Origin of the sequence: Paenibacillus paeoniae (genome assembly GCF_003388735.1) — a bacterium.
Classification (GTDB): domain Bacteria; phylum Bacillota; class Bacilli; order Paenibacillales; family Paenibacillaceae; genus Pristimantibacillus; species Pristimantibacillus paeoniae.
On sequence record NZ_QUBQ01000005.1, the window covers coordinates 90,228 to 116,850 of the forward strand.

General features: G+C 49.5%; 27 protein-coding genes. 19 read left to right on the forward strand and 8 right to left on the reverse strand.

From position 1 onward, the window contains the following. The first annotated feature begins 92 nt into the window (after positions 1-92). The gene (locus DX130_RS20765; RefSeq protein ID WP_165861389.1) at positions 93-2,012 is read left to right on the forward strand and encodes a sensor histidine kinase; all 1,920 of its coding nucleotides are present in this window, start codon (positions 93-95) and stop codon (positions 2,010-2,012) included. 28 nt (positions 2,013-2,040) lie between these two features. On the opposite strand, the gene DX130_RS20770 is transcribed toward DX130_RS20765, so the two are convergent. After that, the gene (locus DX130_RS20770; RefSeq protein ID WP_240644621.1) at positions 2,041-2,283 is read right to left on the reverse strand and encodes an NHLP leader peptide family RiPP precursor; all 243 of its coding nucleotides are present in this window, start codon (positions 2,281-2,283) and stop codon (positions 2,041-2,043) included. 135 nt (positions 2,284-2,418) lie between these two features. Next, positions 2,419-3,342, reverse strand: a complete 924-nt coding sequence (locus DX130_RS20775) for a class 1 isoprenoid biosynthesis enzyme (RefSeq protein WP_116048667.1) — start codon at positions 3,340-3,342, stop codon at positions 2,419-2,421. A gap of 337 nt (positions 3,343-3,679) precedes the next feature. Between DX130_RS20775 and DX130_RS20780 the strand changes: the two genes are divergently transcribed. The 7 genes from DX130_RS20780 (at position 3,680) to trhA (ending at position 8,824) form a co-directional block, all read left to right on the forward strand. Further along, positions 3,680-4,246 (forward strand): C40 family peptidase, encoded by a 567-nt coding sequence (locus DX130_RS20780; protein WP_116048669.1) that lies wholly within the window; start codon positions 3,680-3,682, stop codon positions 4,244-4,246. Positions 4,247-4,395: 149 nt separating this feature from the next. After that, positions 4,396-5,430, forward strand: a complete 1,035-nt coding sequence (locus DX130_RS20785; RefSeq protein WP_116048670.1) for an NADH:flavin oxidoreductase/NADH oxidase — start codon at positions 4,396-4,398, stop codon at positions 5,428-5,430. 153 nt (positions 5,431-5,583) lie between these two features. Further along, positions 5,584-5,943: a LapA family protein gene (locus DX130_RS20790; RefSeq protein WP_116048672.1), complete on the forward strand. Its 360-nt coding sequence runs from the start codon at positions 5,584-5,586 to the stop codon at positions 5,941-5,943. A gap of 11 nt (positions 5,944-5,954) precedes the next feature. Continuing rightward, positions 5,955-6,896, forward strand: coding sequence for a TRM11 family SAM-dependent methyltransferase (locus tag DX130_RS20795; RefSeq protein WP_116048673.1), 942 nt, complete (start codon positions 5,955-5,957; stop codon positions 6,894-6,896). A gap of 31 nt (positions 6,897-6,927) precedes the next feature. Next, on the forward strand, positions 6,928-7,128 hold the full coding sequence (locus DX130_RS20800) for a hypothetical protein (RefSeq protein WP_116048675.1): 201 nt from the start codon (positions 6,928-6,930) through the stop codon (positions 7,126-7,128). A 283-nt stretch (positions 7,129-7,411) separates the two neighbouring features. Beyond that, complete coding sequence (locus tag DX130_RS20805) at positions 7,412-8,104, forward strand: hypothetical protein (RefSeq protein ID WP_116048676.1); 693 nt, start codon at positions 7,412-7,414, stop codon at positions 8,102-8,104. A 75-nt stretch (positions 8,105-8,179) separates the two neighbouring features. Next, complete coding sequence (gene trhA, locus DX130_RS20810; protein ID WP_116048678.1) at positions 8,180-8,824, forward strand: PAQR family membrane homeostasis protein TrhA; 645 nt, start codon at positions 8,180-8,182, stop codon at positions 8,822-8,824. An 18-nt stretch (positions 8,825-8,842) separates the two neighbouring features. Here trhA and DX130_RS20815 read toward each other — a convergent pair whose 3' ends face one another. Continuing rightward, on the reverse strand, positions 8,843-9,664 hold the full coding sequence (locus tag DX130_RS20815) for a lipase family protein (protein WP_240644622.1): 822 nt from the start codon (positions 9,662-9,664) through the stop codon (positions 8,843-8,845). 114 nt (positions 9,665-9,778) lie between these two features. Beyond that, a complete protein-coding gene (locus DX130_RS20820) occupies positions 9,779-10,972 on the reverse strand; it encodes a CorA family divalent cation transporter (protein WP_116048680.1) in 1,194 nt (397 codons plus the stop codon). 204 nt (positions 10,973-11,176) lie between these two features. On the opposite strand from DX130_RS20820, the gene DX130_RS20825 reads away from it, so the two are divergent. Next, positions 11,177-11,737: a general stress protein gene (locus tag DX130_RS20825; protein ID WP_116048681.1), complete on the forward strand. Its 561-nt coding sequence runs from the start codon at positions 11,177-11,179 to the stop codon at positions 11,735-11,737. Between the two features lies 1 nt (position 11,738). On the opposite strand, the gene DX130_RS20830 is transcribed toward DX130_RS20825, so the two are convergent. Further along, positions 11,739-12,536 (reverse strand): DUF2935 domain-containing protein, encoded by a 798-nt coding sequence (locus DX130_RS20830; protein WP_116048683.1) that lies wholly within the window; start codon positions 12,534-12,536, stop codon positions 11,739-11,741. Positions 12,537-12,658: 122 nt separating this feature from the next. On the opposite strand from DX130_RS20830, the gene DX130_RS20835 reads away from it, so the two are divergent. Next, positions 12,659-13,948, forward strand: a complete 1,290-nt coding sequence (locus tag DX130_RS20835; RefSeq protein ID WP_116048684.1) for an MFS transporter — start codon at positions 12,659-12,661, stop codon at positions 13,946-13,948. A 75-nt stretch (positions 13,949-14,023) separates the two neighbouring features. On the opposite strand, the gene DX130_RS20840 is transcribed toward DX130_RS20835, so the two are convergent. Then, the gene (locus tag DX130_RS20840) at positions 14,024-15,253 is read right to left on the reverse strand and encodes an NAD(P)/FAD-dependent oxidoreductase (protein ID WP_116048686.1); all 1,230 of its coding nucleotides are present in this window, start codon (positions 15,251-15,253) and stop codon (positions 14,024-14,026) included. A 53-nt stretch (positions 15,254-15,306) separates the two neighbouring features. Next, the gene (locus DX130_RS20845) at positions 15,307-16,185 is read right to left on the reverse strand and encodes an AraC family transcriptional regulator (RefSeq protein ID WP_116048687.1); all 879 of its coding nucleotides are present in this window, start codon (positions 16,183-16,185) and stop codon (positions 15,307-15,309) included. 197 nt (positions 16,186-16,382) lie between these two features. On the opposite strand from DX130_RS20845, the gene DX130_RS20850 reads away from it, so the two are divergent. The 4 genes from DX130_RS20850 to DX130_RS20865 all read left to right on the forward strand — a co-directional run bounded on the left by DX130_RS20850 (position 16,383) and on the right by DX130_RS20865 (position 20,812). Then, complete coding sequence (locus tag DX130_RS20850; protein WP_116048689.1) at positions 16,383-17,558, forward strand: galactokinase; 1,176 nt, start codon at positions 16,383-16,385, stop codon at positions 17,556-17,558. Positions 17,559-17,592: 34 nt separating this feature from the next. Next, a complete protein-coding gene (gene galE, locus DX130_RS20855; RefSeq protein ID WP_116048690.1) occupies positions 17,593-18,585 on the forward strand; it encodes a UDP-glucose 4-epimerase GalE in 993 nt (330 codons plus the stop codon). Between the two features lie 32 nt (positions 18,586-18,617). Further along, positions 18,618-20,207, forward strand: a complete 1,590-nt coding sequence (locus tag DX130_RS20860; RefSeq protein ID WP_116048692.1) for a UDP-glucose--hexose-1-phosphate uridylyltransferase — start codon at positions 18,618-18,620, stop codon at positions 20,205-20,207. Positions 20,208-20,353: 146 nt separating this feature from the next. Beyond that, a complete protein-coding gene (locus DX130_RS20865) occupies positions 20,354-20,812 on the forward strand; it encodes a hypothetical protein (RefSeq protein WP_116048694.1) in 459 nt (152 codons plus the stop codon). A 121-nt stretch (positions 20,813-20,933) separates the two neighbouring features. Here DX130_RS20865 and DX130_RS20870 read toward each other — a convergent pair whose 3' ends face one another. Further along, positions 20,934-21,161 (reverse strand): DUF1128 domain-containing protein, encoded by a 228-nt coding sequence (locus DX130_RS20870; RefSeq protein ID WP_116048695.1) that lies wholly within the window; start codon positions 21,159-21,161, stop codon positions 20,934-20,936. A gap of 147 nt (positions 21,162-21,308) precedes the next feature. Here DX130_RS20870 and yyaC point away from each other — a divergent pair, with 147 nt between their 5' ends. The 5 genes from yyaC to DX130_RS20895 all read left to right on the forward strand — a co-directional run bounded on the left by yyaC (position 21,309) and on the right by DX130_RS20895 (position 26,473). Continuing rightward, the gene (gene yyaC / locus DX130_RS20875) at positions 21,309-21,911 is read left to right on the forward strand and encodes a spore protease YyaC (RefSeq protein WP_240644623.1); all 603 of its coding nucleotides are present in this window, start codon (positions 21,309-21,311) and stop codon (positions 21,909-21,911) included. Positions 21,912-21,941: 30 nt separating this feature from the next. Further along, complete coding sequence (locus tag DX130_RS20880; protein WP_116048697.1) at positions 21,942-22,790, forward strand: alpha/beta fold hydrolase; 849 nt, start codon at positions 21,942-21,944, stop codon at positions 22,788-22,790. A 38-nt stretch (positions 22,791-22,828) separates the two neighbouring features. Next, on the forward strand, positions 22,829-23,482 hold the full coding sequence (locus DX130_RS20885; RefSeq protein WP_116048699.1) for a DUF6483 family protein: 654 nt from the start codon (positions 22,829-22,831) through the stop codon (positions 23,480-23,482). Positions 23,483-23,508: 26 nt separating this feature from the next. Continuing rightward, a complete protein-coding gene (locus DX130_RS20890) occupies positions 23,509-24,714 on the forward strand; it encodes a class I SAM-dependent methyltransferase (RefSeq protein ID WP_116048700.1) in 1,206 nt (401 codons plus the stop codon). Positions 24,715-24,793: 79 nt separating this feature from the next. Then, positions 24,794-26,473 (forward strand): histidine kinase N-terminal 7TM domain-containing diguanylate cyclase, encoded by a 1,680-nt coding sequence (locus DX130_RS20895; RefSeq protein WP_240644642.1) that lies wholly within the window; start codon positions 24,794-24,796, stop codon positions 26,471-26,473. The last annotated feature ends 150 nt before the right edge of the window (positions 26,474-26,623 follow it).

Here is a 26,623-nt window from a genome sequence, read left to right on the forward strand (position 1 = left end):
ATAGAGGAAAATGTTAGTAGGAAAATTTTGCAGAACATTGTCGAATTATGAAAAATATTTCAACGCGAAGAGGTTGGTCAGAGGTGCTCATTATGGGGGAAACGCGTGGATTTATATATAAAGTTGCTATTGTAGTAGTGCTTTTGTCCTTTCTAGTTCCGGTGGCCCAGCTTCGTGCCGAAGGCAACGAGCGAATGAATACCATTACAGAGTGGCAAATGTTCTGGGAGCAATCCGGTAAAGAGATGACGATCGAGCAAGTAAGCGCTTTAAGTGATGATGACGGCTGGTTCCCCGTAAAGGTAGGCGGGGAGTATCCGGTTGTGCCTGAAGAAATCAAAACAGTTTGGATTAAATTTCAATTGCCAGAGTTGACTCAGATGCGGCCTGCTATTGAATTTAATAGACTATTTGCAACTAGTATAACTATTTATATTGAACAAAATATAGTGTATCAACTAACAAGAGACTATCCTTATGACTTGAATGAATTTTTTGTACCTCTGTCTAACTCTGAAACAAAAAAAGAAGTCTATTTAAAGCTAATAAGGGATAATTATCGAATAGGTTTGCAAGATGTTATCAATATTGGTGAATCATCAGAACTAATTAAAAGATATGTAAAAGAAGATTTGATTGCGGTTATTTTAGGAGCTGCATTAATTTTTATATCTTTTTTCATGTTAGTCAGTGTTGTTTTCTTTAATCGATCGTTTGTACCTGGTTGGAATTCGTTGTTTCTAGTTATGCTTTCTATTGGATTAATGATACTAACTTACTCTTCTTTCATAGATAAGATTTTTCCGGAGTATGGAAGGGTTTTATATTACATTTTTGATGTGGCCTCATCTATTCTTATTCCCTCCATCTTCTTCTTTTTTGATAAAATCTTCGGGAAAGGCCCATATAATATTGTTCGTTATTTTAGAAATTTACAAATGGTAAGTGCAATATTCTTAATTGCACTACTTATAGGTAGCGCTAATAGTGAATTCATCGCCCGATTGTATGAAAATGTTGGCCTTATTATATTTGCCATTTCAATAGTCGTTGGTAATATCATCTTAATAGTTTCATTATTCCTCTATTGTAAAAGAGGTAACAAAGAAGCTATTATCCTAGCTTCGGGTTTTAGTATATTTGCGGGAGTGGGTATTGCAGAAGTTATTTGGTATTTCTTAAGTGATCAAATGCATATGATGTTTTTTTGGAAAGTAAGTTTGTTATTCTTTCTTGCATCATTAATAATTATTTTAGTTCGAAAGGTTATGCAAAATTATGAAGAAGCTGTGAAGTACTCTAAACAAATTGAGATATTTAATAATGAGTTACAACGGTCAGAAAAAATTGAGATGATAAGTCACCTGGCAGCTTCGATTGCACATGAAGTAAGAAACCCATTACAAGTAACACGAGGCTTTTTGCAGTTAATTGGTCAGAAATCAAGTGGGGAAAAGGAAAAGGCCTATACAACGCTTGCAATTAATGAATTAGATCGAGCATCCGAAATCATTACTGACTTTTTGACATTTGCTAAACCAGATCTTGGAGACATGCGCACTTTAAATTTAACGGATGAATTGCAGCAAATTACGGCAATATTAGCTCCCCTAGCAACAATGGGGGGAGGAACTCTGAAGATAAGTTCGCAAAATGACTTATTTATAGACGGAAATTCTTCAAAGTTTAAGCAGGCCTTAATCAATATTATTAAAAATAGTATTGAGGCTTTTAATAGAGATGCGGGATTGGTTGAAATTTCGGCAAATTATGAAGTGCAGGAGAACATGATTATAATTGTTATTAAAGATAACGGCGAGGGAATTGATGAGGCAGATTTAAAACGATTAGGAGAACCATACTATTCAAAAAAGACAAAGGGTACTGGCTTAGGGCTTATGGTTACTTATCGAATAATCGAAGCTATGAAAGGGACTATTCAATTTAGTAGCACAAAAGGCCAAGGGACTGAATGTAAAATTAAACTTCCAAGAATTATAAAAGCCGATTAAATAATTAATCGGCTTTTTATGTATTTAATTACCATCTTGGATAGCAGACCTCACCAACCACGTTTTCTTTATCATCCGGATTCTTAGGCAGAACCAGGTAGAAAGTATCATCTGTTTCTTCCAGTACAGTCAATTTGAATTCAGCAGGAATTTCGATACCAAAAGCATCTTGGATCGCTGCCTTAGGGTCTTTCAGCAGTTGCTGCTTGAACTCTCCGTCCGCCCATGCTTTCTCAATAATTTGTTCACGTAGTTCCTTTTCGCTTGGCACCGTAATCATCCTCTCAAATATGTATAGGATTACCAAGACTAGGATAGCACGATTATTCGACATTTACTACAACTATTTTACTATATTCTACATGGGTATAGTCGTACAGTTCTAGGATAATAGACTTGCGTAGCTTTAAGCAAAAAAGTTGATTCCGCCGCCCAGAGCCTTTCGCTTGTTGTTTTCAATCCCGGATGCAATTTCACGCAGGCTGTTTACCATATAATCATGGTACTCCAAGATAGAAGGAATGCAGATACTTAGCCCCAACAAGCTTTTATGGTTGCGATTGGCGATATCTGTATATCGATTCATACAGCCAAGTACATAAATGTGCGATTTTATCTTTTCTATAGTAAGTGATTTCAAATCTTTGCCCGTCTCGAAAGCGATCAATGCCAGTAATCCGTTATAGTTGCCCTCTTCCATATCTTCCTGCCAGTCCGCCCAATCATCCAGCATTTGCAAGGTCATGAGAGACAGATCGATCGATTGACCAACTTCATCGATTAGCTCTTCGCGCCCGGCAAGCAGACACGCACCGACTGCTGATATTTTCACCGGACCAGCCTTTCCGGCCGTACGGATGGGATTATGGACAAAGAAATCAGCTTTATCCTCATTCATGACGCAATCCGCCCATACCGTTACATAACGATCATAATAAGCCCAGAAGGGACTATCCGAAGGAAACAGTTCACGAAATACGGCGGACATCTTCAATTGAAGGAGGCTTGCGAGAGAAAGTTGAGACTTTACCCGGTCGATCTGCGTACTATCCATTACATCATCAAGAATAAAAAAGTAAAGCATGCCATATATATTGGCAAGCGCCAGTCTATTACATTGCTCGTCCGATAGGTCCACTAATTCTTGCATCCAATAAGGCAGGAGCACGCATATGTAGTCTTTGCCTTTGTCAATATCAACCAGAGGGTTGTACTTCTCGGCATACCGATTCCCGATGTCTCCAAGCGGGTGCGGGAATTGCATGATCTGCAACTGTACTTCGTGAAATACAGGTTTTAAACTTGTGATATGTCGTTTGTACCAGTCCATCGTAACCGATCTCCCGTTCATGAATAGAGTAGATTATTAAGGAAACAAGCCTTTTCCTAACTATATCATGCTAGTCCAAGCAGTCCTACAATTCCTGACAGAATAGAATTTATTTTGATGTCTTTTGATTTGATAGGTTGAGTAAAGATGGAAAATCCAGTAGAATGAAGAAGGATTGATGACGTTCATAACATTTTCACTTTTCTCTTTCATGAGAGGCTTGCATAACTGGACTAAAGTCGAGGGTCATCTATTACCTGAGCAGGTTAATATTTTTGCATATCCTGCATTAAAGTAAATACCTAGAAGAGTTCTTTCATGTGGAGGTCAGAGGGTCATGAACAGAGATAAAGAAATATATGTATTGCTAACAGATACCGGAACTGTCTTAACAAAAATTATAAGAACCTTCACGAAAGATCCGCTTAATCATGCATCGATTGCTTTTGATTCGGATTTGAGCGAAGTATATAGCTTTGGCCGCAAAAATCCAAGCAACCCTTTTTTCGCAGGGTTTGTGAAGGAAAACGTGCGGGGCGATTTTTTTGAAGAGTCGATGTGCGCTCTATATCGCTGCAACGTGAGTCAAGCCGCGTATAACAGCATCCGGACGCAAGTGCAGCATTTCGAGCAATATCAGGATTTGTACAAATACAATTTGGTAGGCATGCTTGGTGTCGTATTTAACATCGAGTGGGAGCGCAGATACGCTTACTTCTGCTCTCAATTCGTAGCGACTGTCTTCGAACGAAGCGGCGTAAGCCTGGTTGATAAATCACCGCTGCTCGTGACGCCTGGCGATCTGCAGCATACCCCGGAGCTTGAACTGGTCTATCACGGAAGGCTGCATTCTTATGCAGGCTGTGAGAGTATGCCGGCCGCCAGCGCATTCCGAACTGCATAATCCAAGAGATCTCTTCCATAGAGGTCTTTTTTTGTTTCCAGTTAAGCCCTAACCGCTTGCATGAGCGTAAAGGTTAGCAGTAAAATATATAACCACGTATCGTTCGAACGGCGCGGTTAGATAGACAGATTCAGGGAGGGAAGAAATCAATGAGTGGATTTACGTTAGAAACACCCTTTGCCATGAAGGGACTCCAGCTTCGCAACCGAACGGTTATGGCGCCTATGTGCCAGTACAGCGTTACGAAGAAGGACGGGATTGCCAATGAGTGGCACTATCTGCACTATACATCCCGTGCGCTTGGAGGCATTGGCCTTATTATTGTGGAGATGACCAATGTCGAGCCTGACGGCCGGATTTCCGACCAATGTCTGGGTTTGTGGTCCGATGACCACATTCCGGCGCTGAAGCGCATTGTCGACGCTGCACACGCACATGGTGCCAAGATCGGCATTCAGATCGCTCATGCAGGACGGAAGGCGCAGGATGCCGTGCTGCCTGTAGCGCCATCGGCGATCGCTTTCGACGAGACATACAAGCAGCCGCGGGCACTGACGACGGAGGAAGTAAAGCAAATGGTCAAGACATTCGGCGACGCCACACGCAGAGCGGTAGAAGCGGGGTTCGATACGATCGAGCTGCATGGCGCGCACGGTTATCTGATGCATCAATTCCATTCTCCTCGCACGAATACACGTGACGATGAATATGGACAAGACCTGACGCTGTTCGGCCGAGAGGTTATTGCTGAAGTGAAGAAGAATATGCCGGATGATATGCCGCTGTTATTACGTATCTCAGCACTGGAATACGTCGAGGATGGCTATAGCATCGAGTACGGTATCGAGCTGTGCCGTGCTTTTCTGGAGGCGGGCGTTGACCTGCTTCATATCTCGACGGGAGGAGAAGGCACGCCTGCTCCTGCCAAGCGACCGAAGTTAGAGCCTGGCTTCCAGTTGGACGCTGCATATGCGGTGAAAGAAGCGCTGGGTGTTCCTGTTGTTGCCGTCGGCATGCTGGACGATCCTCAATTCGCAGCTGATGCGCTTGCAAGCGGCAAGACGGATTTGATTGCTGTCGGTCGCGCCTTGCTGCGTGATCCGTATTGGGCTATTCATGCGATCAAGGAGACGGGCGGCGACTTCCGCGCTCAGGTTCCAAAGGCCTATATACGGGGTTACTAACGTTACCTTTAATAGCTAGAGGCTGGCCGGCGTCGTTTGGACGATCAGGCCAGCTTTTTTTTGATGGGAATCATTATTAGCCCCTTCCTATTGTCCTCTAGACTATTTGAACCAATTATGAGAATCTTAATCTAAGAACTGGAGGGATCGCTGATGAAGGGACAAGGCATACTGATATCTGCATTTGTATTTGCGCTTGTGATCGCTGTATTTGCCGTTATTAATGTGGATCAGGTGCAAGTGAATTTTCTGTTCGCCAAGACGAATACGCCGCTTATTCTAGTCATTCTTGTATCGACGTTGCTTGGCGGCTTGACAGTGGGCTTATTCGGCATGCTGCGCATATATAAGTTACAGAAGACGGTGAAAGCGCTGGAGAAGCGTGTCGCTGAACAGCCGTCCGCAGCAGATAAGTTTGAAGCAAGCTTTGCTAGCGACAATGCCAAAGCTGCGAATGTTACCGAAGAGCAGCCAGAGAACCAACTGGATGGAGAAGACGACAGCAAACGTTAGGTGTGAGAGAAATGCAAGTCATCTATACATATGCGCGTCATGAGGATGAATCAGACTTATGTGCGCTGGAGCTTCGTTCCTTGTTCGGCAGCATGGCGTCGATCGCTGATGGTGTCGTGGCGTGGGGATCCGAATCCGAAGGCTCGCCTTCGGTGAATAGAAGTCCGTTCTTTAAGAGGCGGATTGAAGTAATCGAGGAAGCGGAAAGCCTGTCAGAGCTTACGGATCGTATTGCCTCTCTGGAGCCCGTTGGCGGTACCTTCAAAGTACTGTATACGGAAGGTGACGAGCGGCATTCCTATGACGAGCGGCGTATGCTGGAGCGGACGGCTGGATCCGTGTTGAAAGGAAAAGCGGAGATGCGGCAGCCGGAGAAACTCTTTGGGTTAATCCGTTATAAAGGTAACTGGCTGTTCGGTCCTTGCCAAGAGGATGATTCCACGTGGCTGAAGCATCAGAGCAAGCCGCAGAACTACTCTACAGCGCTGCCCACTCGTGCAGCCCGAGCTATCGTAAATATCGGGGCAGGACAATCGAATCTCAAGACATTGCGTATGATTGACCCCTGCTGCGGAATGGGGACGGTATTGATTGAAGCGATGTCGATGGGTATAGCGATTGACGGTATTGATCGGAATCCGCTTGCCGTGCAGGGGGCAAGATTGAATCTGGCTCACTTCGGCTATCCGAATACGGTGAAGCTGGGCGATATGCAGGACGAGATGACTAGATATGATACGGCTATCGTGGATATGCCCTATAATCTATGCTCCGTGTTGCCTCAAGAGGAGTCGCTAGCTATGCTGCGGGCTGTGCGCAGAATAGCCGGTCGAGCGGTTATTGTGACGACGGAAGAGATCGAGGAGCGTTTCAAAAAGGCCCATTTCAGGTTAAGAGATCAGGTACAGCTTTCGAAAGGCTCTTTTACACGATATATAAGTGTAGTAGAATAGAAATGATTGGAGCATAAAGCGAGGTGAACCTATGTCTACAAATGAACAAAACGAAGCGCAGCCATCCAAGCCGTTAACCCAGGCCGAGCGCGTCAAGCAATTGCTGGCTCAGAAGAAACAATCTGCATCCGGCGGCCAGCAAGGTCAGAAGCATTTGACAACCGGGACTCAGGAAATGAAGAGCCAGAACACAAAAAAGGTTAACAACCAGCGCAAAAAAATGGGCGTGTAGCACGCAATATCACATGGACGGGACGTCAGCCGCGTAAGCGGTTTGACGTTCTTTTTATTGTCTGGATTCGCATTCCGACTATGGGGTGAATAGGATATAGCCTAGAAAAAAAGCGTGAGCGCTCCCAATGAGTAAAGCTTACATTCATGGCACGAATGAGGGGACGAAAGCTCAGGGCTCCGTGTGGTCGGAACTGACAGCGATTTTCAAGAATGATAAGCCCGGTGTCCCCGCATAATGAGGATAACGATAAACAATCGATTATTCACTGGAGGGATTCTCTATGGCAGCCCATACATCGTCGCTCCGCGTTTATCTGCTTGCCGGAGTGAAGACAACGACGTGCTCCTTCAACGCATGTAAAACGAGGCTTGAGGAACAGCTGCATTCGGAGGGGATCGAGCATACGATTCAGGTGTTGTTTCCTTATGGCGATGCCAGCCGCAGCTTGATGAGACAGCTCCTGGAGGTGAAGTCGGACTTGTCCAATCGGATGCGGGCAGGACGAGTCGGCGGGAAATATGTATGGCAGCAAATAAAGGATACAGTTAATGGTGAGCGAGCGCTCTTTATCGGACATAGCGGGGGCGGTGCGGCAGCTTACCAAGCAGCAAAGCTGTTGGAGGAGGAAGGTGCTGTCCATGATTTCCGTGTCGTACAGGTGGGTTCGCCGCGCACACCGATCCATCCTTCCCTTAGGGATAGGGTAAGCTACTTTCATTCCATCGACAGCTTGGGCAATCTTAACGATCCAATCAGCCGAATCGGCAGTTGGGGCGGCTGGACAAGATCGGGACGGACCGTACCGACGTGGAATCGGCTTAAGTATGCGCCCGGATATGTGGAAGGCATTCCTACAGTAGGAGGGCATGCCGATTATTTCCGCAATACTGAGCCATTCATGGATACGGAAGCGGTATGCAATCTGGATAAGACGATTGGACGCGTACGGGCGTGGTTGAAAGAATGGCTGTAATCCTTTAGACTGAAGGTAAGCACGCATACGAATGCGTTTTGCCCGGGGCAAAACGTCGGAAGAGGTGACTACCTTATGGCTAATACACATACGTTTTCTAAAGGCGAGGAAATCGCTAACGCGGTTACGCATGGGATAGGAGCGCTGCTTAGCATCGCGGCTCTTGTACTGCTTATTGTATTCGCATCGTTGAAAGGCACAGCTATGCATGTCGTCAGCTTCACGATCTATGGCTCCGCCATGCTGTTGCTGTATTTGGCCTCGACCCTTGTCCATAGCTTTCCTATCGGAAAGGCCAAGCGGGTCTTCGAATCGCTTGACCATTCGTTTATCTATGTCTTTATTGCGGGTACGTACACGCCAATCTTGTTCCATATCGTTCAAGGTGCGCTTGGCTGGGTATTGTTCGGCATTGTTTGGGGAATTGCGATTGTTGGGACGGTATTCAAGTCTATCTTCCCGTCCAGATATCTATTCACGTCAACCATTCTGTATATCGCGATGGGCTGGATTATCGTATTCGCATGGAAGCCGTTAATTACGCATTTGGCGCCAGGCGGTCTTCAATTGCTCATAACGGGCGGCATCCTGTACACAGCAGGCACGATCTTCTATATGTGGCGGAGCTTCCCTTACCATCATGCGGTGTGGCACTTGTTCGTACTTGCGGGATCCATCGTTCATTTCTTTGCAATTCTGCTCTACGTTCTTCCGGCTTAAGATCAATAAGCCCATCCCTTATTCGTCCTCAATTGCTGGACACCAGCCCGGAGGCTCGGCACACATGACTGCCGCGTCAACGGGTTTTTCTTTGGCCAAATCGGCAAAATAGCTTGATAGCACATGGTTGCTGGAGACAGAGCCCATTCGGAAGGAGCGCTGAACTTCTCCTTTGACATGCAAATAAAAGTACGTTCCTTTTGTTCTGGGCGATTGATAGACAAGCGGGGGCAAGTGAGGGACGATATCGAACTCATTCTGGAATCGGTAATGGACCGGCACGACATAATTATAAGCCTGAACAAACTTGGGATCACCGACCCGAGGGGCGCCAAACGTATAGACCATCGGAGCGGAAAACGGCGTGTTCGTAGCGATATCAAGCGCGGCGAGCGTGGCTAGTGCGCCGCCCAGACTGTGTCCTGTAATAAATAAAGGCTTATTGTACGGAACTTGGCCAAGCAAGGCATGCACCTGGTCGCGTGCGGACATATAGATATCGGTAAAGCCTTTATGCGTAAGCCCTGCATTTCGTACAGGCCTATATAGGGTTTGATGGGCTATAAAGTCGGATACCCAATCGACTGCCGAGCCAGTGCCTCGAAAGGCCAGGATGGCGCATTGCTCCGACACAATGAGGAAGCCGAAGCGCTCAGGCCGCTGGTCATAAGCGTTCGATGCTGTAAATTCCCCCACTAGACTGTAGGTGCGGGGAACGAGAAACAAGCCGTCTTCCTTGTTATTGAATTGTACATATGTTTGTCCGCATACCGCAGCCATGAAGAGCGCACTCACCATATCTGGCTCCAAGCCTCGCGCATGCTCCGACGCTGACATCATTGTCATCCCTCCGTCGCAACCGACTGATGGGATAGTGTATGTCGATCGCCCAGAATAGGTACCTGCGATAGGAATGCGGCCCATACGAAAAAACGCTCCCGTAGGAGCCGCGTATTACACGCGATTTTTACGGGAACGCAATGCGAGCGTATTTGATGATTCGATAGGGGCCTCCGGTTGCCTGCTCTTCGGAGATTTCTTTCGTTTGCCATGACGGTGTGAACGGCTCTCCTGAGAGTCGGGTTCAGGCATTAGCAGCGGACCGCTCTTTTTGTTAAGCAGATCGCCGGTCCAGCCCTTCTTCCATAACCAGATGTAGATCCCGATTGTAATGGCTGCAATTCCTGCTATCATAGCAGCAAATCCCCAGGGATGATCCCTGAAGGGGAGCTTGTCGAAGTTGCTTCCCATCAGTGTCCCGGCAATAGTCGCCGGCAGGAACAAGACGGTAAAGATCGTCAGCGTCTTCATGATGTCATTGCCTCGAAAGCTGGATATGGCGTCATCCATCGAGATGAGCGTATCAATCTCCAGCGCATAATGCTTGAGCAGCGTCTCGATGCGTTCCAGCTTGTGATTAAGACGAATGAAAGCTTCCTTCTCTTCCAGCTCTTCTGTGAATGATTCTTTCGCTGCTCCGTACAGCTCACGAATCGGGATGAAGAGGTGGCTCCAGTGGAGCAGGTCATATCGTCTCTCGAAAATAACGTCAAGCAATCCGGTCTGATTGCGTCGCCTCATCGTTCGCTCCAGCTCGCCTAGTCTGCGCTCGAATCCATCCAATCCAATGTGGAAAGTTTCCAGCAGAACGCTGATCATAATGAAAAAAGCTTCGGGCGCGATTCCGCATTCGTCGTACTTGAGCGCATGAGTTCCGGACTGAAGTCTGAGCGGGACGCGCATATCCTCATGCATCGTAATGAGTCGACTACTGGATAACCAGAAGTGGAATGACTGTACATCGGAATGATCTTCCGTTACTTGAATCATTAAGGTGCCGCATAGAAGCGGGCCGATTGTTGGCTGATCGTCAACATATATATGATTGGTTCGTCTGCCTTGGCATTCGTCCAGCCAGATGGCGCATTCCGGAAATTCGCGTTTCAAATCCGCAATATGCTCTTCAGCCTGACTCTGTGCTTCGGACATCGAAGGCTTCTGTTTGGTTCGTTTCAGTGCAGGGGAGCCCTCGCCTCGTGCGGCGGACTTCCTGCTCGGGAGCGGCTGCTGATCCAGGGGCTCGTATCTGGCTTGCTGAACGACATGCCATTCCCAGCCCGCGGGATAACGAAGCATCCGATGAATCATCCTTCCATCCCCCTTCTCCGCTTTCTCCCATATCTACTCAACATCATACCCCGAACGTGGCTGACCGCACAACCTGCCATCTCGTATTAGACGTTATTTGTCAAAATTCCGCTTCATCCGACATATTCGACTGATTACCTGACCGATTGGGCATACCAATCTTAAGGACAATTTCACTTTAAAGAAGGGAAGAAGGCAATCATTATGGCCAAAAAAATAGCACTATTCGAAAAACAGCAGGATGTAATAACGGCAATTGAGGAACTTGAAGGAGCGGGCTTCACGCCGGGTGAGATGCTCATTCTGACCAAAGATTGGGAGCATTCCAGACGGATCGAGTCAGAGACGGATACGCATGTGGAGGAGATGCGTGAGCTGGAGGAGACAGGAGCAAGGGGGGGCGAGCTTGATGACTTTGGCTTGGCCATTGTACCTAGCTACGGTTACCCGGTTATTGCAGGCGGTTATGGCTTGTCTACCTTCGAGCATTCTCCGGGAATCGGCGGAGGCGGATATTCTGGAGCAGCGCCATTTGATTTTATCGATAACGCTCAGACGCGTGCCTATCGGTCTCTTGGTCTCGACAGCAAGGAATCGAAGCTGTGTTCGGAAGCGGTGAGGGGAGGCGCGATTGCCTTTATTGTGGAGACCAATGAAAGTAAATCGCTTCTCGACAAGGACGGTGGACCAGACCTGTCCAAGCTTGGCATTGCCGAGGCAGCCTTCCGCCGCAACGGCGCATACCAGATCGCAGATGGCAGCTAGGTCATCCCTTTACATGAAGTCTGGGTGCTGCAGGGTCACACTCGGGCTGTGCAATATCTCCGCTCTGAGATAGCTTAAGCAGATAATAACATTCCTCACGATACATGTGATTAGGCATTAAGGGGTCGATGCGGCTGAGCAGCTCTTCTCCAAGCTCAAGCTCCTCCAGCTCTTTCAGAAAGGACATAAATATTTTCATTTCCAGATTGACGTCGGTATGAAATATGCCAAGTACGGGATAGCGATCGCGCATGGTGCGGAAGTATCCTACCAGTTCGATAGCTTTCAAATAATATTGGGTGAAATGCTTTTCGAATTTCCGGCTTTTTCCGATCAAGCGCTTCTCGACCGCATCCAGATCCATCGCCAGCGAAGCGGCATGTCCCGAAGCATCCTGCAGCCACAGCAGATCATGATGCAGGGATGGAAATTGTGGAACTCCCTTGCCTGCCAGCAGCGAAGCCAGAATAGCGGCATATTCATCCAGTTCATTCACCATGTGATTCAGAAAAGTGGGCGTGAATCCAATCTTCACCCTCCCGCGCAGCAACTTATCGAGCAGCTCCAGCTTGAACCAGCGAAGCTGCGCAGTGAGCTCATTAGCAGGCTTATTCAGCTCCCCAAGAGGAACGGATTGATCTCTTGCTTGCGTTAAGAGCTGGTCGAAGTGATGGATGAAACGTGAGGCGGTCTGGATATCCTTCAATTCAATCGGTGACAGCGCGTTGTAAATGAATCTGGCATGATCCCCTAATATTTGCAGCCAGAATCGATGCTCGAACCAAGCTTGATTATCCATATGTACGATCCCTCCCTCCACTAGCCTATGGACAGCACTCCCTGTCCTATTCATATTCTGACAGCATTCAGTCGGAATATATTTGGCCTAACCGTACAAATTAATCGGGGAGACCTGAGGGCATGCGATGCAGCGTTCGGCGTTCGTCCAATCGTTGTTATCCCAATATAGAATGGGGAGTAAGCGTGAGCGATAAGAAAAAATGGGACCTGGCTGCTCTAGCCACCATCCCCCTTATAATGACGCTTGCCAATTCCATGCTGATTCCGGTCCTGCCTTTGATGCAAAAGAAGCTGAGTATTACTCCCGTTCAATCCAGCCTAATCATTACGGTATATGCCGCGGTATCCATTGTATGTATTCCGATTGCAGGCTATTTGTCGGATCGCTTCGGCAGAAAGCTTATTATTCTGATCGGTTTAACGATTGCCGCAATTGGCGGTATCATATCCGGACTCGGCGCATGGTTATTGCAGGAGCAAGGGGCTTACTTTGTTATTTTGGGCGGCAGGCTTGTACAGGGAATTGGAGCGGCAGGAGCATTCCCGATTGTGCTTCCTCTGGTCGGAGATATGTACCGAAGCCAGCAGCAAATCAGCAGCGGACTAGGTATGATTGAGACGTCCAATACGTTCGGCAAAGTGATCAGCCCTATTCTTGGCTCGGCACTGGCTTTAATGGTTTGGTTTTTGCCGCTGGCTGTTATTCCCTTGTTCTCCGCAATTTCTATAGCGGCGGTCGCCTACTTCGTGAAAGTGCCTAAGCCGAAGAAGCAAAAGAAGGAAAGCCCAGCCGGGCTAGGGGCTTTTGTGGCGAATACGAAAGATAATTTGAAGCAGAATCGCTGGCTCTACGCTATCTTTGCCATTGGCGGCATACTGATGTTTGTTATGTTTGGATTTCTTTATTACTTATCGTCCGTGTTGGAAGAGCATTATCATATAGACGGAATATGGAAAGGCCTCGTGCTTGCGATACCGTTATGCGCCATATGCCTATCCTCCTTCATTGCAGGAAAGCTTGTTGGAGAAAACAAGTCGAAAATGAAATGGTTTACCGTTATCGGAGCAGCGCTTCTGACAGCCAGTATGTTGACTTGCGCGCTTGTTAATACAAAAAGCATGGTGTTTCTTATTTCGCTCATGTTCGCCGGCGGCGTGGGGATCGGATTCTCCTTGCCTAGTTTGGATGCGCTCATTACAGAAGGCGTGGAGAAAGAGCAAAGGGGAACTATAACCTCTCTATACAGCAGTATGAGGTTTATTGGGGTCGCAGCTGGTCCCTTGACGGCTTCCGCTCTCATCAGCCATGAAGAATGGTTGTTTTATCTGTTAGCTGCCGTTGCTTTGCTGTGCTGCGTAGTAGGGTTGTTCGGCATTAAGCCGGGGAAAAAGAAAAAAGCGCATGCTTGATTCAGAATGCGTAACAAAAAAGCTGTCACTCGGCATGTTGTCCGATGACAGCTTTTTTTTGCAAGCCAAGCACAGTCATGTAGTGGAGGTGCGTATGCCGATAAAGGGAAGCGGATGGACCTTGTATTCGCCTCGAATCAATCCCAATATCGTCTTCGCGCCAATCATGGAGTAGACGGTGCCATTCCCGCCGTAGCCCAGATTGTAATATACGCCCGGCAGAGCGGGGTCCTCTCCGATGAAAGGAAGATTGTCCTGCGACTCTCCGAATGTCGCGTTCCACGTATATTCGATGGCAAGTGGCCAATCGGGGAATAAGGAATGAACCCTTTCAAGGAGCTTCTCCCCCCTCTTGTCCAATATCGCTGCTCGATGAACAGGCTGCTCGATCTCCTCGTCCAATCCACCCGCGATAACGCGCCCATCGACGGTTGTCCGCATGTATAGATAGGGTCTTGCCGTCTCCCATATTAGCCATTGCTCGTGCCATTGCGGTAATAACGGCTCCGGGATGACGCTTGTAGCGATGGAGTAAGAGCGGTTCATGCTTGCCTGTACCAGCTTGCCGCGCAGCTCCTCCGGCTCGTAGCCAACCGCACAGACGAGATAGTCGGCGTCGATCGTAAGACCTCCAGAGGTGTACAGCCTATGCCGTCCGTCCGCAAGCTTCTCGTGTCGTTCAATGTCCGTATGCTCGTACAACCGCGCGCCGGCCTGAGCGGCCCCGTCGGCGAGAGCAAGTACGAATTGATAGGGATTAACCTCGGCATCGCCATGCGTCACGATCGCTCCCGGCTTTCGGAACGGGAAACGGGCTGAGATGTCGTCGGCTGACCACCACTCTACCTGAAACCCCGTTTCTTTGAGCGCTTCGTATTCTCTCTTCAGCTTGGGCAGATCTTGTTCCGAGGAAGCGAAGTAGAGGCTGCTTCTTCGTTTGAAGCCGACATCGACTGGCAGGCTGAGCGCTGTTTGTTCCAACTCATCGACGGATTGAAGGCATCTCTTGTAGAAGAGCTGGGCATCCGCCTTGCCAATTTGATCGATCAGATCGCACAACATAATGTCATTGCAAAATTGCAGCATGCCCGTATTGGCTGATGTGCTTCCTCCCGCAATCTCTCCTCGCTCGACCAGGAGCGTATCGAGTCCAGCCTTTGCAAAGGCGTAGGCGCAGTTCACGCCGGACATGCCACCGCCAATGATGGCAACTTTGGCAGCAGTTGCCTCTTGCAGAGGGGAGGAAGGCTTCGAATCCCTTCGTGTAGTCGGCCAGTATAGCTGGCCTGTGTGAAGCTCCTTCATAGACACACCCTTTCATGGAACAACCTAATCCATAGTATGTCCATTGCCGGATATCAGGAATCCTCCTGCATCCCCAATATATCAAGCCTATATGCAACAGGGGAGAGCCCGTGCTGCTTCTTGAATTGCTTGGAGAAGTACAGCGCGTCCTGTATGCCGACGGAGGCTGCTACTTGCCCTACGGTCAATTGGGGCCGCTCCCTAAGCATCAGCTTCGCCCTGTCCAATCTGAGCCTGAGCAGGAAGGAGATCGGAGAGAGTCCGGTCTTCTTCCTGAAGACGCGCGACAGATAAGCTCTGTTGTAGCCCAGCGAATCTGCCATCGCTTCGATGGATACGGAGTGCGTATACTGAGCGGACAATAAGCGGATCACTCGCTGGTGGAGTTGATCGCCATGGCTTCCCGCAATCTCTGCGCGCCGGTGTGAGGTGAGGTCTGCCTTGCCATACGCCGCCAGAATAAGCTGAACATATCCGGCAGCCTCCAGGGCAGCAGCGGCACCATCACCGTGCAGTGTCTGATAGACACGACGGTATAGAATCGAAGCTCGCCGGAAATCGGGGAGATGGACATATTGACCTTCTCCTGAATCAAAACCAGCTAACTCAACAAGCGCAGCTGCCTCTATTCCCTTGAATGCAATCCATCTGTAACGCCACGGTTCCGCGCTGTCTGATTCATAGCGAATCAACTGGCCTGGCTTGATTAGAAAGGTATGCCCCGCGTTTAGTTCATAGCTATTGCCATTCAGCTCGAAGGTGCCTCGTCCCGACAAGACAAGGTGCATGAGATAGAAGTCATATACTTTTGGGCCAAGAAGATGGCTGGGCTTCGTCTGGCTTTCTCCGGAAAATAAGACGCGCAAGGCGGCCGATTCGCCGCTGCTCTCGATTGCCGGATTGGATGCGACACGATAGGTTTCCGGTTTCATGTTGACTTTCCCCTTTCCGGGACGCGATGATCCGACACTGTTTTTTTTCACATCATAACATGCCCAGTCGAGGATGGAAAAGTCACATAAATACATAAGATGCTTCTATTCCGCCATTTCCCTTCCAGCTATCTTCCACTATACTAAGGCTAACAAGATTAGACGATTCATTCCACTAGCAAAGGAACGTGAAAGCGATGGCTAATATAGAGACGCTCAAAATTCAATTTATCGAACATTATGGCGGACATGCGTCGGATATCGAAGTTTTTCATGCCCCGGGAAGAGTTAATCTGATCGGAGAACATACGGACTATAACGGAGGTTATGTATTCCCGGCGGCGCTAACTTTCGGGACGACACTTCTTATTCGGGGGAGAAGGGATCGGAGTCTAGGCCTTGCTTCTACGAACTTCCAGCTTTCCAAGCTGCATGACATGGATTCCGTCTCTTATGATCCAGCGGATGAATGGATGAATTATCCGAAAGGGATCGTGCATGAGCTGTTGGGCCAAGGCATTGCGTTCAGCCAGGGGTACGATCTGCTTTTCCATGGCGAGATTCCGAACGGAGCGGGTCTGTCCTCCTCTGCTTCTATTGAAGTCGTGACGGCGTACGCCTTGTTGTCAATGGAAGGCTTGCCGCTCGACAAGACCAAAATCGCGCTGTTGTCGCAAAAGTCGGAGAATGAGTTCAACGGCGTCAAATGCGGCATTATGGACCAATTTGCCGTTGCTCACGGGCTGCGCGATCATGCGCTTCTGCTCATGTGCGATACTTTGAAGGTCGAGATGGTGCCATTCCAGACTGGAAGCTATCAGTTGATCATTGCTAATACGAATAAACGGAGAGGATTAGCAGACTCCAAATATAACGAGCGACGCGCCGAGTGCGAACGTGCTGTAGAGGAGCTGCGAGCCGCACATCCAGACCTGGAGCTGCTTGGTGAACTGAGCGCAGGTCAGTTCCATAGCATCCATCATCTGATTCAAGACGAGACCGTCAGGAGACGCGCTCAGCATGTAGTAGAGGAGAATGAGCGTGTGCTGCAATCGGTAGAGGCGCTGACTGCGGGGGATCTGGAACGGTTCGGCGAACTGATGAACGCATCGCATCAGTCGCTGCGGGACTTGTATGAGGTGACAGGACAAGAGCTCGACGCGTTGGTGGACGCCGCCCGTCAACTACCAGGCGTGGCAGGCTCGCGTATGACGGGAGCAGGGTTTGGCGGTTGTACGGTTTCGCTTGTGCATGAAGACAACGTGGCTTTATTCATGGAAGAGGTTGGACGTCGATACACGGAAGCTACTGGCTTGAAAGCCGATTTCTACGTATGCAGCATCGGTAATGGCGTAGAGAGGCTGGAGCCTTAAATAAAGGGAATTTAACTAGTGAGGAGATGTTGAAATGGCAGTATTAGTTACGGGAGGCGCAGGATATATCGGCTCTCATACGGTGGCAGCGCTGCTAGATCGCGACGAGGAGATTGTTGTTCTGGATAACTTGCAGCAAGGACATAAGGAAGCGCTGCTTGGCGGCAAGCTGTATGTGGGCGACTTGCGCGATGATGAGGTATTGGATCGGATTTTTACAGAGAATACGATCGATGCGGTCATTCATTTTGCCGCCAATTCGTTAGTGGGCGAGAGTATGAAGCAGCCGGGCAAGTATTATCACAATAATGTGTACGGAACGTTATGCCTGCTGGAGAAGATGAATGAATACGGTGTTAAGAAAATCGTGTTCTCATCCACCGCCGCCACTTACGGCGAGCCGGAGCAAGTCCCGATTGATGAATATGACCGGACGCAGCCGACGAATGCATATGGCGAGACAAAGCTGGCGATGGAGAAGATGATGCATTGGTTTGATACGGCCCATGGCATCAAGTTCATCGCCCTTCGCTACTTTAACGCTGCGGGAGCGCATGAAAACGGCAAGATCGGAGAGGATCACCAGCCGGAGACGCATCTGGTGCCGATTGTGTTGGAAGCGGCACTGGGCAAGCGTCCTCATATCTCTGTGTTTGGGGATGATTACGATACGCCAGATGGCACTTGCATCCGTGACTATATTCATGTGAGCGATCTGGCGGATGCCCATGTGTTGGCGGTCGACCGTCTGCGTACGGGCGCTGACAGCGCAGTCTATAATCTGGGCAACGGGCAAGGCTTCTCCGTAAAAGAAGTGATTGGGATTGCGCGCACGGTTACGGGCGAGGCTATTCCAGCGATTATCGAGCCGCGACGGGCCGGCGATCCCGCTGTATTGGTCGCGTCATCGCAGCGCGCGCGCACGGAGCTGGGCTGGGAACCCCGCCGCAGCGAGCTCGAGCATATCATCAAGAGCGCATGGAATTGGCATACATCGCACCCGGACGGCTATGGGGATAGCATGTAACCACCTGCAACTGCATGAGAGGAGCTGGACGTATGAGAATCGCTCCGCAAAGGGCGCCTTCTGCAGAAGAAGCGCTGCTGCTGATCGAACGATTATTGGTGTTCGCGCAACAACAGGAGTTGCTGCACGAACTGGATTTGTCCTATGGACGCAACGCCTTGCTTGATCTGTTCGGATTTTCCGAGCCTTATGAAGGAACTGTTCAGGGTGTGGAGATAGGGAGGGTGTCCGAGCTGCTGGAGCCGCTGCTTGACTACGGCTGCTCCATTGGATTGGTGCCTGATTCCACGATGACGCAGCGGGACTTGCTGGACGCCAAGATTATGGGATTGCTTATGCCCAGACCGTCGGAAGTGGCGGAACGATTTCACAAGAGGTCGGAACGGGAAGGCTTAGCGAACGCTACGGCTGCCTTCTATCAGATGAATATCGCGAGCAATTATATTCGCATGGACCGTATTGCGAGCAATCTATACTGGCTGCACCAGACTTCTTACGGAAATCTGGAGATGACGATTAATTTGTCTAAGCCGGAGAAGGACCCGCAAGAAATCGCGCTGCTGAGATCGATTCCGCCCAGTCATTACCCAAGCTGTCTGCTATGTGCGGACAATGTAGGCTATGCTGGAAGAATGGATCATCCGGCAAGGCAGAATTTGAGAGTGCTGCCCCTCAGTTTGGGAGGAGAAGCTTGGTATTTTCAATACTCTCCCTACGTTTATTACAATGAGCACAGCATCGTACTGAAGGCCGCGCATGAGCCTATGGCGATCACCCCCGGTACGTTTGTAAGACTATTTGATTTTGTGGAGCAATTCCCGCATTATTTTATCGGCTCCAATGCGGATCTGCCCATTGTGGGCGGCTCCATTCTAAGTCATGACCACTTCCAGGCTGGACGGCATGTCTTTCCGATGGAAACGGCGAAGGTGGAGTCATGGTTCACAGACGCCGACTGCCCCGATGTATCTATTGGCATTGTGGAGTGGCCCATGTCTGTTATCCGTCTTAACGGATCTTCCCGATTAGGTGTGCTGAAAGCGGCTGAACGCATGCTGGATGCCTGGAGAGGCTATAGTGACGCCTCTGCCGAAGTGTTGGCATGGACGGATCGGGCGAACCATATGCGCGAGCTTCACAATACGGTTACGCCAATTGCGCGTCTGCGGGATAATGGCGAGTACGAGCTGGATCTGGTGCTGCGCAATAATCGCACCAGTCCCGAACATCCGGATGGGATCTTCCATCCTCATGGGGATCTGCACCATATCAAGAAGGAAAATATCGGGCTAATTGAAGTGATGGGACTGGCAGTGCTGCCAGGTCGGCTGAGCGAAGAGCTGAAGAGCTTGTCCCTATACTTGACGAGCGATCCACCGGAGGAAATAACGATGCTTGGGCGGGAGGAGCATCCACTTCACAAGCACGGGAAGTGGCTGGAAACGCTAGCCAATAAGTACGGTACCGCGAATTCGGGAACACAAGCTTGGGAAATCATGCAAGTGGAAACCGGGGAGAAATTCCTCAGCGTCCTTAGAGATGCAGGTGTATTCAAGCGAAACGAACATGGAAGATTGGCCTTTCATCAATTCCTTATTTCGGCAGGCGCCACCCCAAAATGAATAGAGAACCTTCCTGAAAATCGACAATGTGATGAACGGGAAGGTTCTTTGTTGTAATCTTTCATGTATTATGGTATTTTTTATATAATAAATATTGTTTTTAGAATTAATAAATTTTGATGATCCATCATAACGGAGGGATAGCAATGCCAGAGAAAATGCTGCCGCTTGACGATTTTTTGCAGCTAAGCCCAGACGAGCAGGTTGAGAAACTAAAGCGTTGGAAGATGGATTATACTCTTAAGGATATTCGGGAGGCTTGGAACTTCAAGCATTCAGCCCAATATTACATGTTGTTGAAGAAGCTTAGAATTTATGAGCGTGTCGTGAATAAGTCTGACAAGTTCTACCCGGTTCAAGAAAATTTGAATCAACGTCCCGGTCATGTGGACGAGCGGGGCTGGCGCAGCGGCAGTTACGGCGCGAAGCTACCTTCCGATTCATTCGACTACCAGCTCAACACGACGTTGAGCGGACCGGAGCTGGCCGATAAGCTGGAGAGACTGGCGCACTTCCTGAAGGGCGAGCGCAAGGACATCACCATCAAGCTGTCCATTGAAGCGGTGGATGCGGAGCAGAACGAAAGTCCGGATAGTCAGGAATAACGAAAACGGCAGGAAAAGAACCGAAATCGGCTTGAGCGATTTCGGTTCTTTTCTGTCGAATAATGATAATTAATGGTTCATAATGGCAGAATAAACGATATATCCCGCTTCGTGAGGACCATCATTTTTTGCGCAGCTTGCCAAGCTCCGAAACCAATGCCTCGACCTCGCTGATGCTGAATCTGTCCTTACCGTCTACCACATCGTACAAATCCTTTATATCCTCGTATTGTTCTACGTTGAAGTTAGATGCTTGCATGGCTGCACCCGATGCCATTCTCAGCTTGGTCTTGATCGCTTCGATCATGATTTCTACGTTTTCTTGGGTGGGTTGATCCAGGTTGCTCATATTCTCCGCCCCTTTCCTTGGGTGTTGGCTTCCGTCATTGTATCACGACTGGGGAGGGGATCGCCACAAATTGAAGACGAGGGCAATATTCGGTACAATAAATAGTATTGGGAAGAGTACGGAAACCGGAAACGGATGAAAGGTCAGGTGCGTGATACGGAACAGTCAATGAGAAGCGGCGCAGTACGCGGGCTGCGGCCTGGCATTAGAGCGGATGCCGAGGCACAGGCGGCAGTAAATATAGAGGAATTGGCGAGTTTTCTGGCCATGATCGCAAGTCGGGAGCCCAACCCGGACTGCATCATGTTCATCTGCATCGGGAGCGATCGGTCAACCGGAGACGCATTCGGTCCGCTGCTCGGTACGATGCTGAAGGAGCAGGGCTGGAAGCATGTGATTGGCACGCTAGAGGAGCCGTGCGATGCCCATACAGTAGAGGCGGCTGCAAGCAAGGCTGCCCTCATGCAAGACAGGGACCGAATGACGGTGATTGCGGTTGACGCATGTCTGGGCAAACCACAATCGGTAGGAGGCTTTATTGTCAAGGAAGGCTCCTTGCAGCCGGGTGTGGCAACAGGACGGAGACTGCCTGCCGTAGGCGATTACAGCATTGCCGGTGTCGTCAATCTGTATGGCGTCAAGGCGTACGGGATGTTGCAGACGACATCGCTGCATCTAGTTATGGGGATGGTGAAGGCAGTGGCTGCTGCCGTTCAGGCTGCGTGGTTGGAGGAAGCAAGTAACGGGTAGTAGGATTCAAACTGATAAGGAGGCTTGATTATGATAAAAGAAAACGAGAAAACGGGCGGCAACCCATCAATAGCCCGGGACACCATTGATCTGAAGGACGGTATCAAGCTGGCTTATTATGACTCGAAGGAATCGCATGGACTCGATACGGCGCTGGTCCTGCTGCACGGCTATTGCGGCAGCTCTGCCTATTGGGAAAAAATTGTGGACGAGCTGGCTGACTCCATTCGAGTCATAGCCCCCGACGCCAGGGGACACGGACTAAGCTCCGCCCCGGAGGACGAGATTTATTCGATGGAGCTGTTCGCTGACGATGTGGCTGCTCTGCTGGATTCGCTGTCCATTCGCCGTGCGATCGTACTGGGCCATTCCTTGGGCGGATATGTGACGCTGGCATTCACAGAACGTTATGCCGATAAGCTCGCGGCATTCGGACTTGTGCATTCAACTCCGCTGCCGGATAGCGAGGCTGCCCGTGCCAATCGGGATAAAGCGGTCGCTGCACTTCAAGAGAACGGCATCGCGGAGTTCGTCGATGGTCTGATTCCGAAGCTGTTCGCCAAGGATCGGCTGGAGGGGATGGAGCCGGAAGTAGCGAGGTGCAAGGAAATTGGCTACACAACAGCTCTGCATGGCGCTGTGGCCACCGCTAAGGGGATGAAGGGCAGAGCTGATCGCAGCACGGTGATCAGGGAGTCTGCTTTGCCAATCTTGCTTGTAGCAGGCGCTCAAGACGGGGTTATTCCGGTGGAGAGCACATTCTCCGCCGTTAACGGTGAGACGAGAAAGGTCGAACTGGAACAAGCGGGGCATATGAGCATGATGGAATGTTCGGCACAGCTTGCGGAAGAGATCGCTTCTTTCGTAAGGTCGATCTAGCAAGAGCAATAAGGAATGGCGAGGGGAGGACGCGGTCTATGTTCCAACGCGATTATTTCATGAGAATGATCGGTCAGATGACGGAAGCGCTAGGGCAAGTGCTTGGATTGCGCAAGCAGATGAAGCAGGAGGAAGCGCTGCTCGTGCTGGACGAGCTTCTGGACAAGCATTTCCGGCTTAGCAGCAAGCTGATTCGTTCATTGTCCGATGAAGACTTGATCAACATCATGACTACGAATGGAGTGGTCGATACCGATCATCTTCAGGCTATCGCCATTCTTATGAAGCAAGAGGGAGTGCTTCATGGGGAACTTGGACGGGAAGCGGAATGCTACGAGATGTATGTGCGTTCTCTTCGCCTTTTTGTGCACTTGTCCTTAATGGGTGCAGAGCCCACGATCGTAGAACCTGGAGAGCAAATAAACGAACTGTTGGAACTGCTCAGCGCCTATGAGCTGCCCTCTCCTGCAAAGCGGCTGCTGATGGAATGGCATGAGGCGGATGGACGTTACGATTTGACTGAAAATATGATGTACGAGCTGCTTGAGGCGAAGACGATATCGCCGGAGGAAGCCTCTGCGATCTATCGTCGGCTGTTGGGGCTGAGCGACGAGGCGTTGGCCGCGGGAGGACTTCCGCGAGAAGAGATTCGCCAAGGCATGGCCGATCTGGAATCGGCATTGAAAGCATAAGGCAACGAGGGAGTGACCAGTCAAGCATGACGGAACAATGGCAACAGGATATCGAGAGCTGGATCAGGAATGGACAATTGCTGCAAGCGACGCTTAGCTCGCCGCGCGGGGGCGGAGAGATGACGGCTCCGCGGACGGTCGTCCGGCCTGTGAATCTGAAAGAGGGGCTTCGTTACCAATTCGAGTCCCATTATGCGAATAAAGTGCTCCATCACAACTTGGATAAGGATGAGACGATCACGCGATTGCTAGAGATCGTCGGTCCCCTGTATCGGCAGGGACTAGTGAAAACGTCGGATGCCGATATTCAACTGCTGTTCAGCAAGAAGGGAAAAGCGACGGTTCGAAAGTCTGCTGTAAGCGGACGGGACACGTCTGTACCGCCCCAGCACAATCGCAAGAAGCAGCGCATCCTGGAGGAAGGCAAGCCGGCGCCATTCATGGTGGAGCTTGGCATCATGACAGAGGATGGACGCGTCCACGCGAAGAAGCAGGACAAGTACCGTCAGATCAATCGGTTCCTGGAGATGGTGACCGACGTGCTGGACGCGCTTCCGCAGGATCGCCAGCTTAAGATCGTTGACTTCGGCTGTGGCAAGTCGTATCTGACGTTCGCCTTGTATCATCTACTTGCTGTAGAGCAGGGGCGTGATATCTCTGTGATCGGGCTGGATCTGAAGGAAGATGTCATTCACTTCTGCTCTAATCTGGCCGAGAAGCTGGGGTATGACAAGCTGACGTTTCTCGTCGGGGATATTGCAGAGTATGAAGGTCTTGAAGCAGCCGATATGGTCGTAACCCTTCATGCTTGCGATACGGCAACAGATGCGGCTTTGGCCAAGGCGGTAGGCTGGGGAGCCTCTGTGATCATGTCAGTTCCTTGCTGCCAGCATGAGCTGTTCCGGCAAGTGAAGAGTGATGTGCTGGCGCCGCTATTCTCGCAAGGACTGCTGAAGGAGCGGTTCGCGGCGCTCGCAACTGATGCCGTCCGGGGGAATCTGCTGGAAGTGCTCGGCTACAAGGTGAACATGCTGGAGTTCGTGGACCCGGAGCATACCCCGAAAAACCTGCTGATTCGTGCTGTAGCGACTCCGCACAAAGAACCATCACTCGCCAAGTGGAAGCAATATGAGAGTTTCAGAGACTTTCTGCATCTGTCTCCAGCACTAGAGAGCATATTGTCCCATCGCTGGCCGGACGAAGAGAACAAATTCGTAAAAACTACGAAATAGCCAATTGTCGATAGGATTAACATTTGCTACAATGGAAGAAGATGGCTACCAAATGAATGGGTGAACCGTATTGGAATGGATGATTTGGATAGACTTTAGTACGTTTGCGGTGCTGCTGGGCTTATTTTTATATTTATTTTCATCAAGCTCAGTCACGGTTCTGCACCGAATCTATCTTTTCTTGCATATCGTCTTCATGCTATGGCCTCTGTTTCAGTTTGCATCGCAGACGACAACGGTGGTCAGTTATAGGCTTTTTTACCTATCCGCGTCCTATATTGGCCTTTCATTGCTCGGTATTGGATGGTTTGCTTTTATCTTATTTTTGACAGGTCAATACTACATCATTCGGAAGAGTCGCTTGCTTCTGCTATCGATACCGGCACTTGTGTCGGTTATTGTCGTTGTATGGAATCCGGACGGCGGATTTCTTGATATTAACCAGAATGTGGAACCGCTTAAACAACTGCAGCATGGCTCGCTTTATTGGGTTATGATTATTCAACTCGTCCTGTATTTATCGGTATCTTTAGTTATTCTATTGTACAAGCTGGGAAGACGGGACGAATCAATCCGTCAGCGCAAGATGGTCCGAACCGCACTGAACAGCGTGTTCGTGCTGTCGTTTTTCTCCATTACCGATTTTTTCGTCAATGTGGCTTATATCGATTATTTCGCTCGTTACATTCCGCTTGTATCGGTGGGCATGACTGTAACCGCTATCTATATCGTTCATGCGATTAGCCGGAACAAGGTGTTCGACATTATTCAGATCGTCCAGAAGGACATTATGAATACGATGTCGATGGGCATTATCGTTATGGATGAGAACGATACAATCATTGAGGTCAATAAAGTGATTAAGCCGATTCTTCGTATCCGCATCGGGGACAGCTTTAATCCGGAGGTGCTGGCGTCCCAATTCAAAAGTGATACCGCCAGACAGCTGCAAGCTTTTTTCGAAGGGCAGCGACTGCGGCCTATGGAGCGACTAGAGGTGGAGCTGTCCCTCGATACGAATCATATTCGCCATGTCATTGTGCAGTCTGCGCCGATTCTGAACCAGAAGAAGCGCATTGTGGGGCGCGTCCTTACTTTCCACGATGTGACGGAGCTTCGTGTACTGGTGGAGGAGACGAACACTCAAAACGAGCTTCTTCAGGAGAGAAACCGCGAGCTCTTGATTATGCAGGATGAATTATATCAGGCGAACCGGAAGCTGGAGCATATGGCGATTACGGATGGTCTCACCGGCTGCTACAATCGCAGATATTTGCTGCAGCAGCTCGAAGAAGAGGTCGTTAACAATATCCGGTATGGCATTCCGTTCTCTATCTTTATCTTCGATCTGGATTATTTCAAGTCCATTAACGACCGTTACGGACACTTGATTGGCGATGAGGTGCTTTGCAGTACAGTCGATGCGGTACGCAGCGCTTTGCGGCTGACGGATGTGCTTGCCCGGTTCGGCGGCGAGGAATTCACCGTCTATCTCCCCCATACGAATCGGGAGCAGGCGGAGATTATGGCAGAACAAGTGAAGTCGGCGGTCGAGAAGAATCTGGTACCGACAGGAACAGGCGATGCCACGATTACGGTTACGATCAGCATGGGCGTTATTTCAATTGAGCAGTTCAATGCATCGGATCTGGACAATCCGAAAGCATTTCTTCGCGAGTTAATGGCCCAGGCCGACGCTGCTCTGTATGAAGCGAAGTACAGTGGACGCAATCGTATCGTAAAGCGTAAATTGGCATAAGGTCCCGACGAGATGTCCGGGATTTTTTGCGTGGCAATGGTCGTTCGCAAGAGTTGAAAGTTGCCATTTCGTAGTTACCTGCTCCTTACATAGTAAGATAGGTCTCAGTCTGTTAATATAGTTTTATCTGGCTGCAAGTGCAAAGTTTTG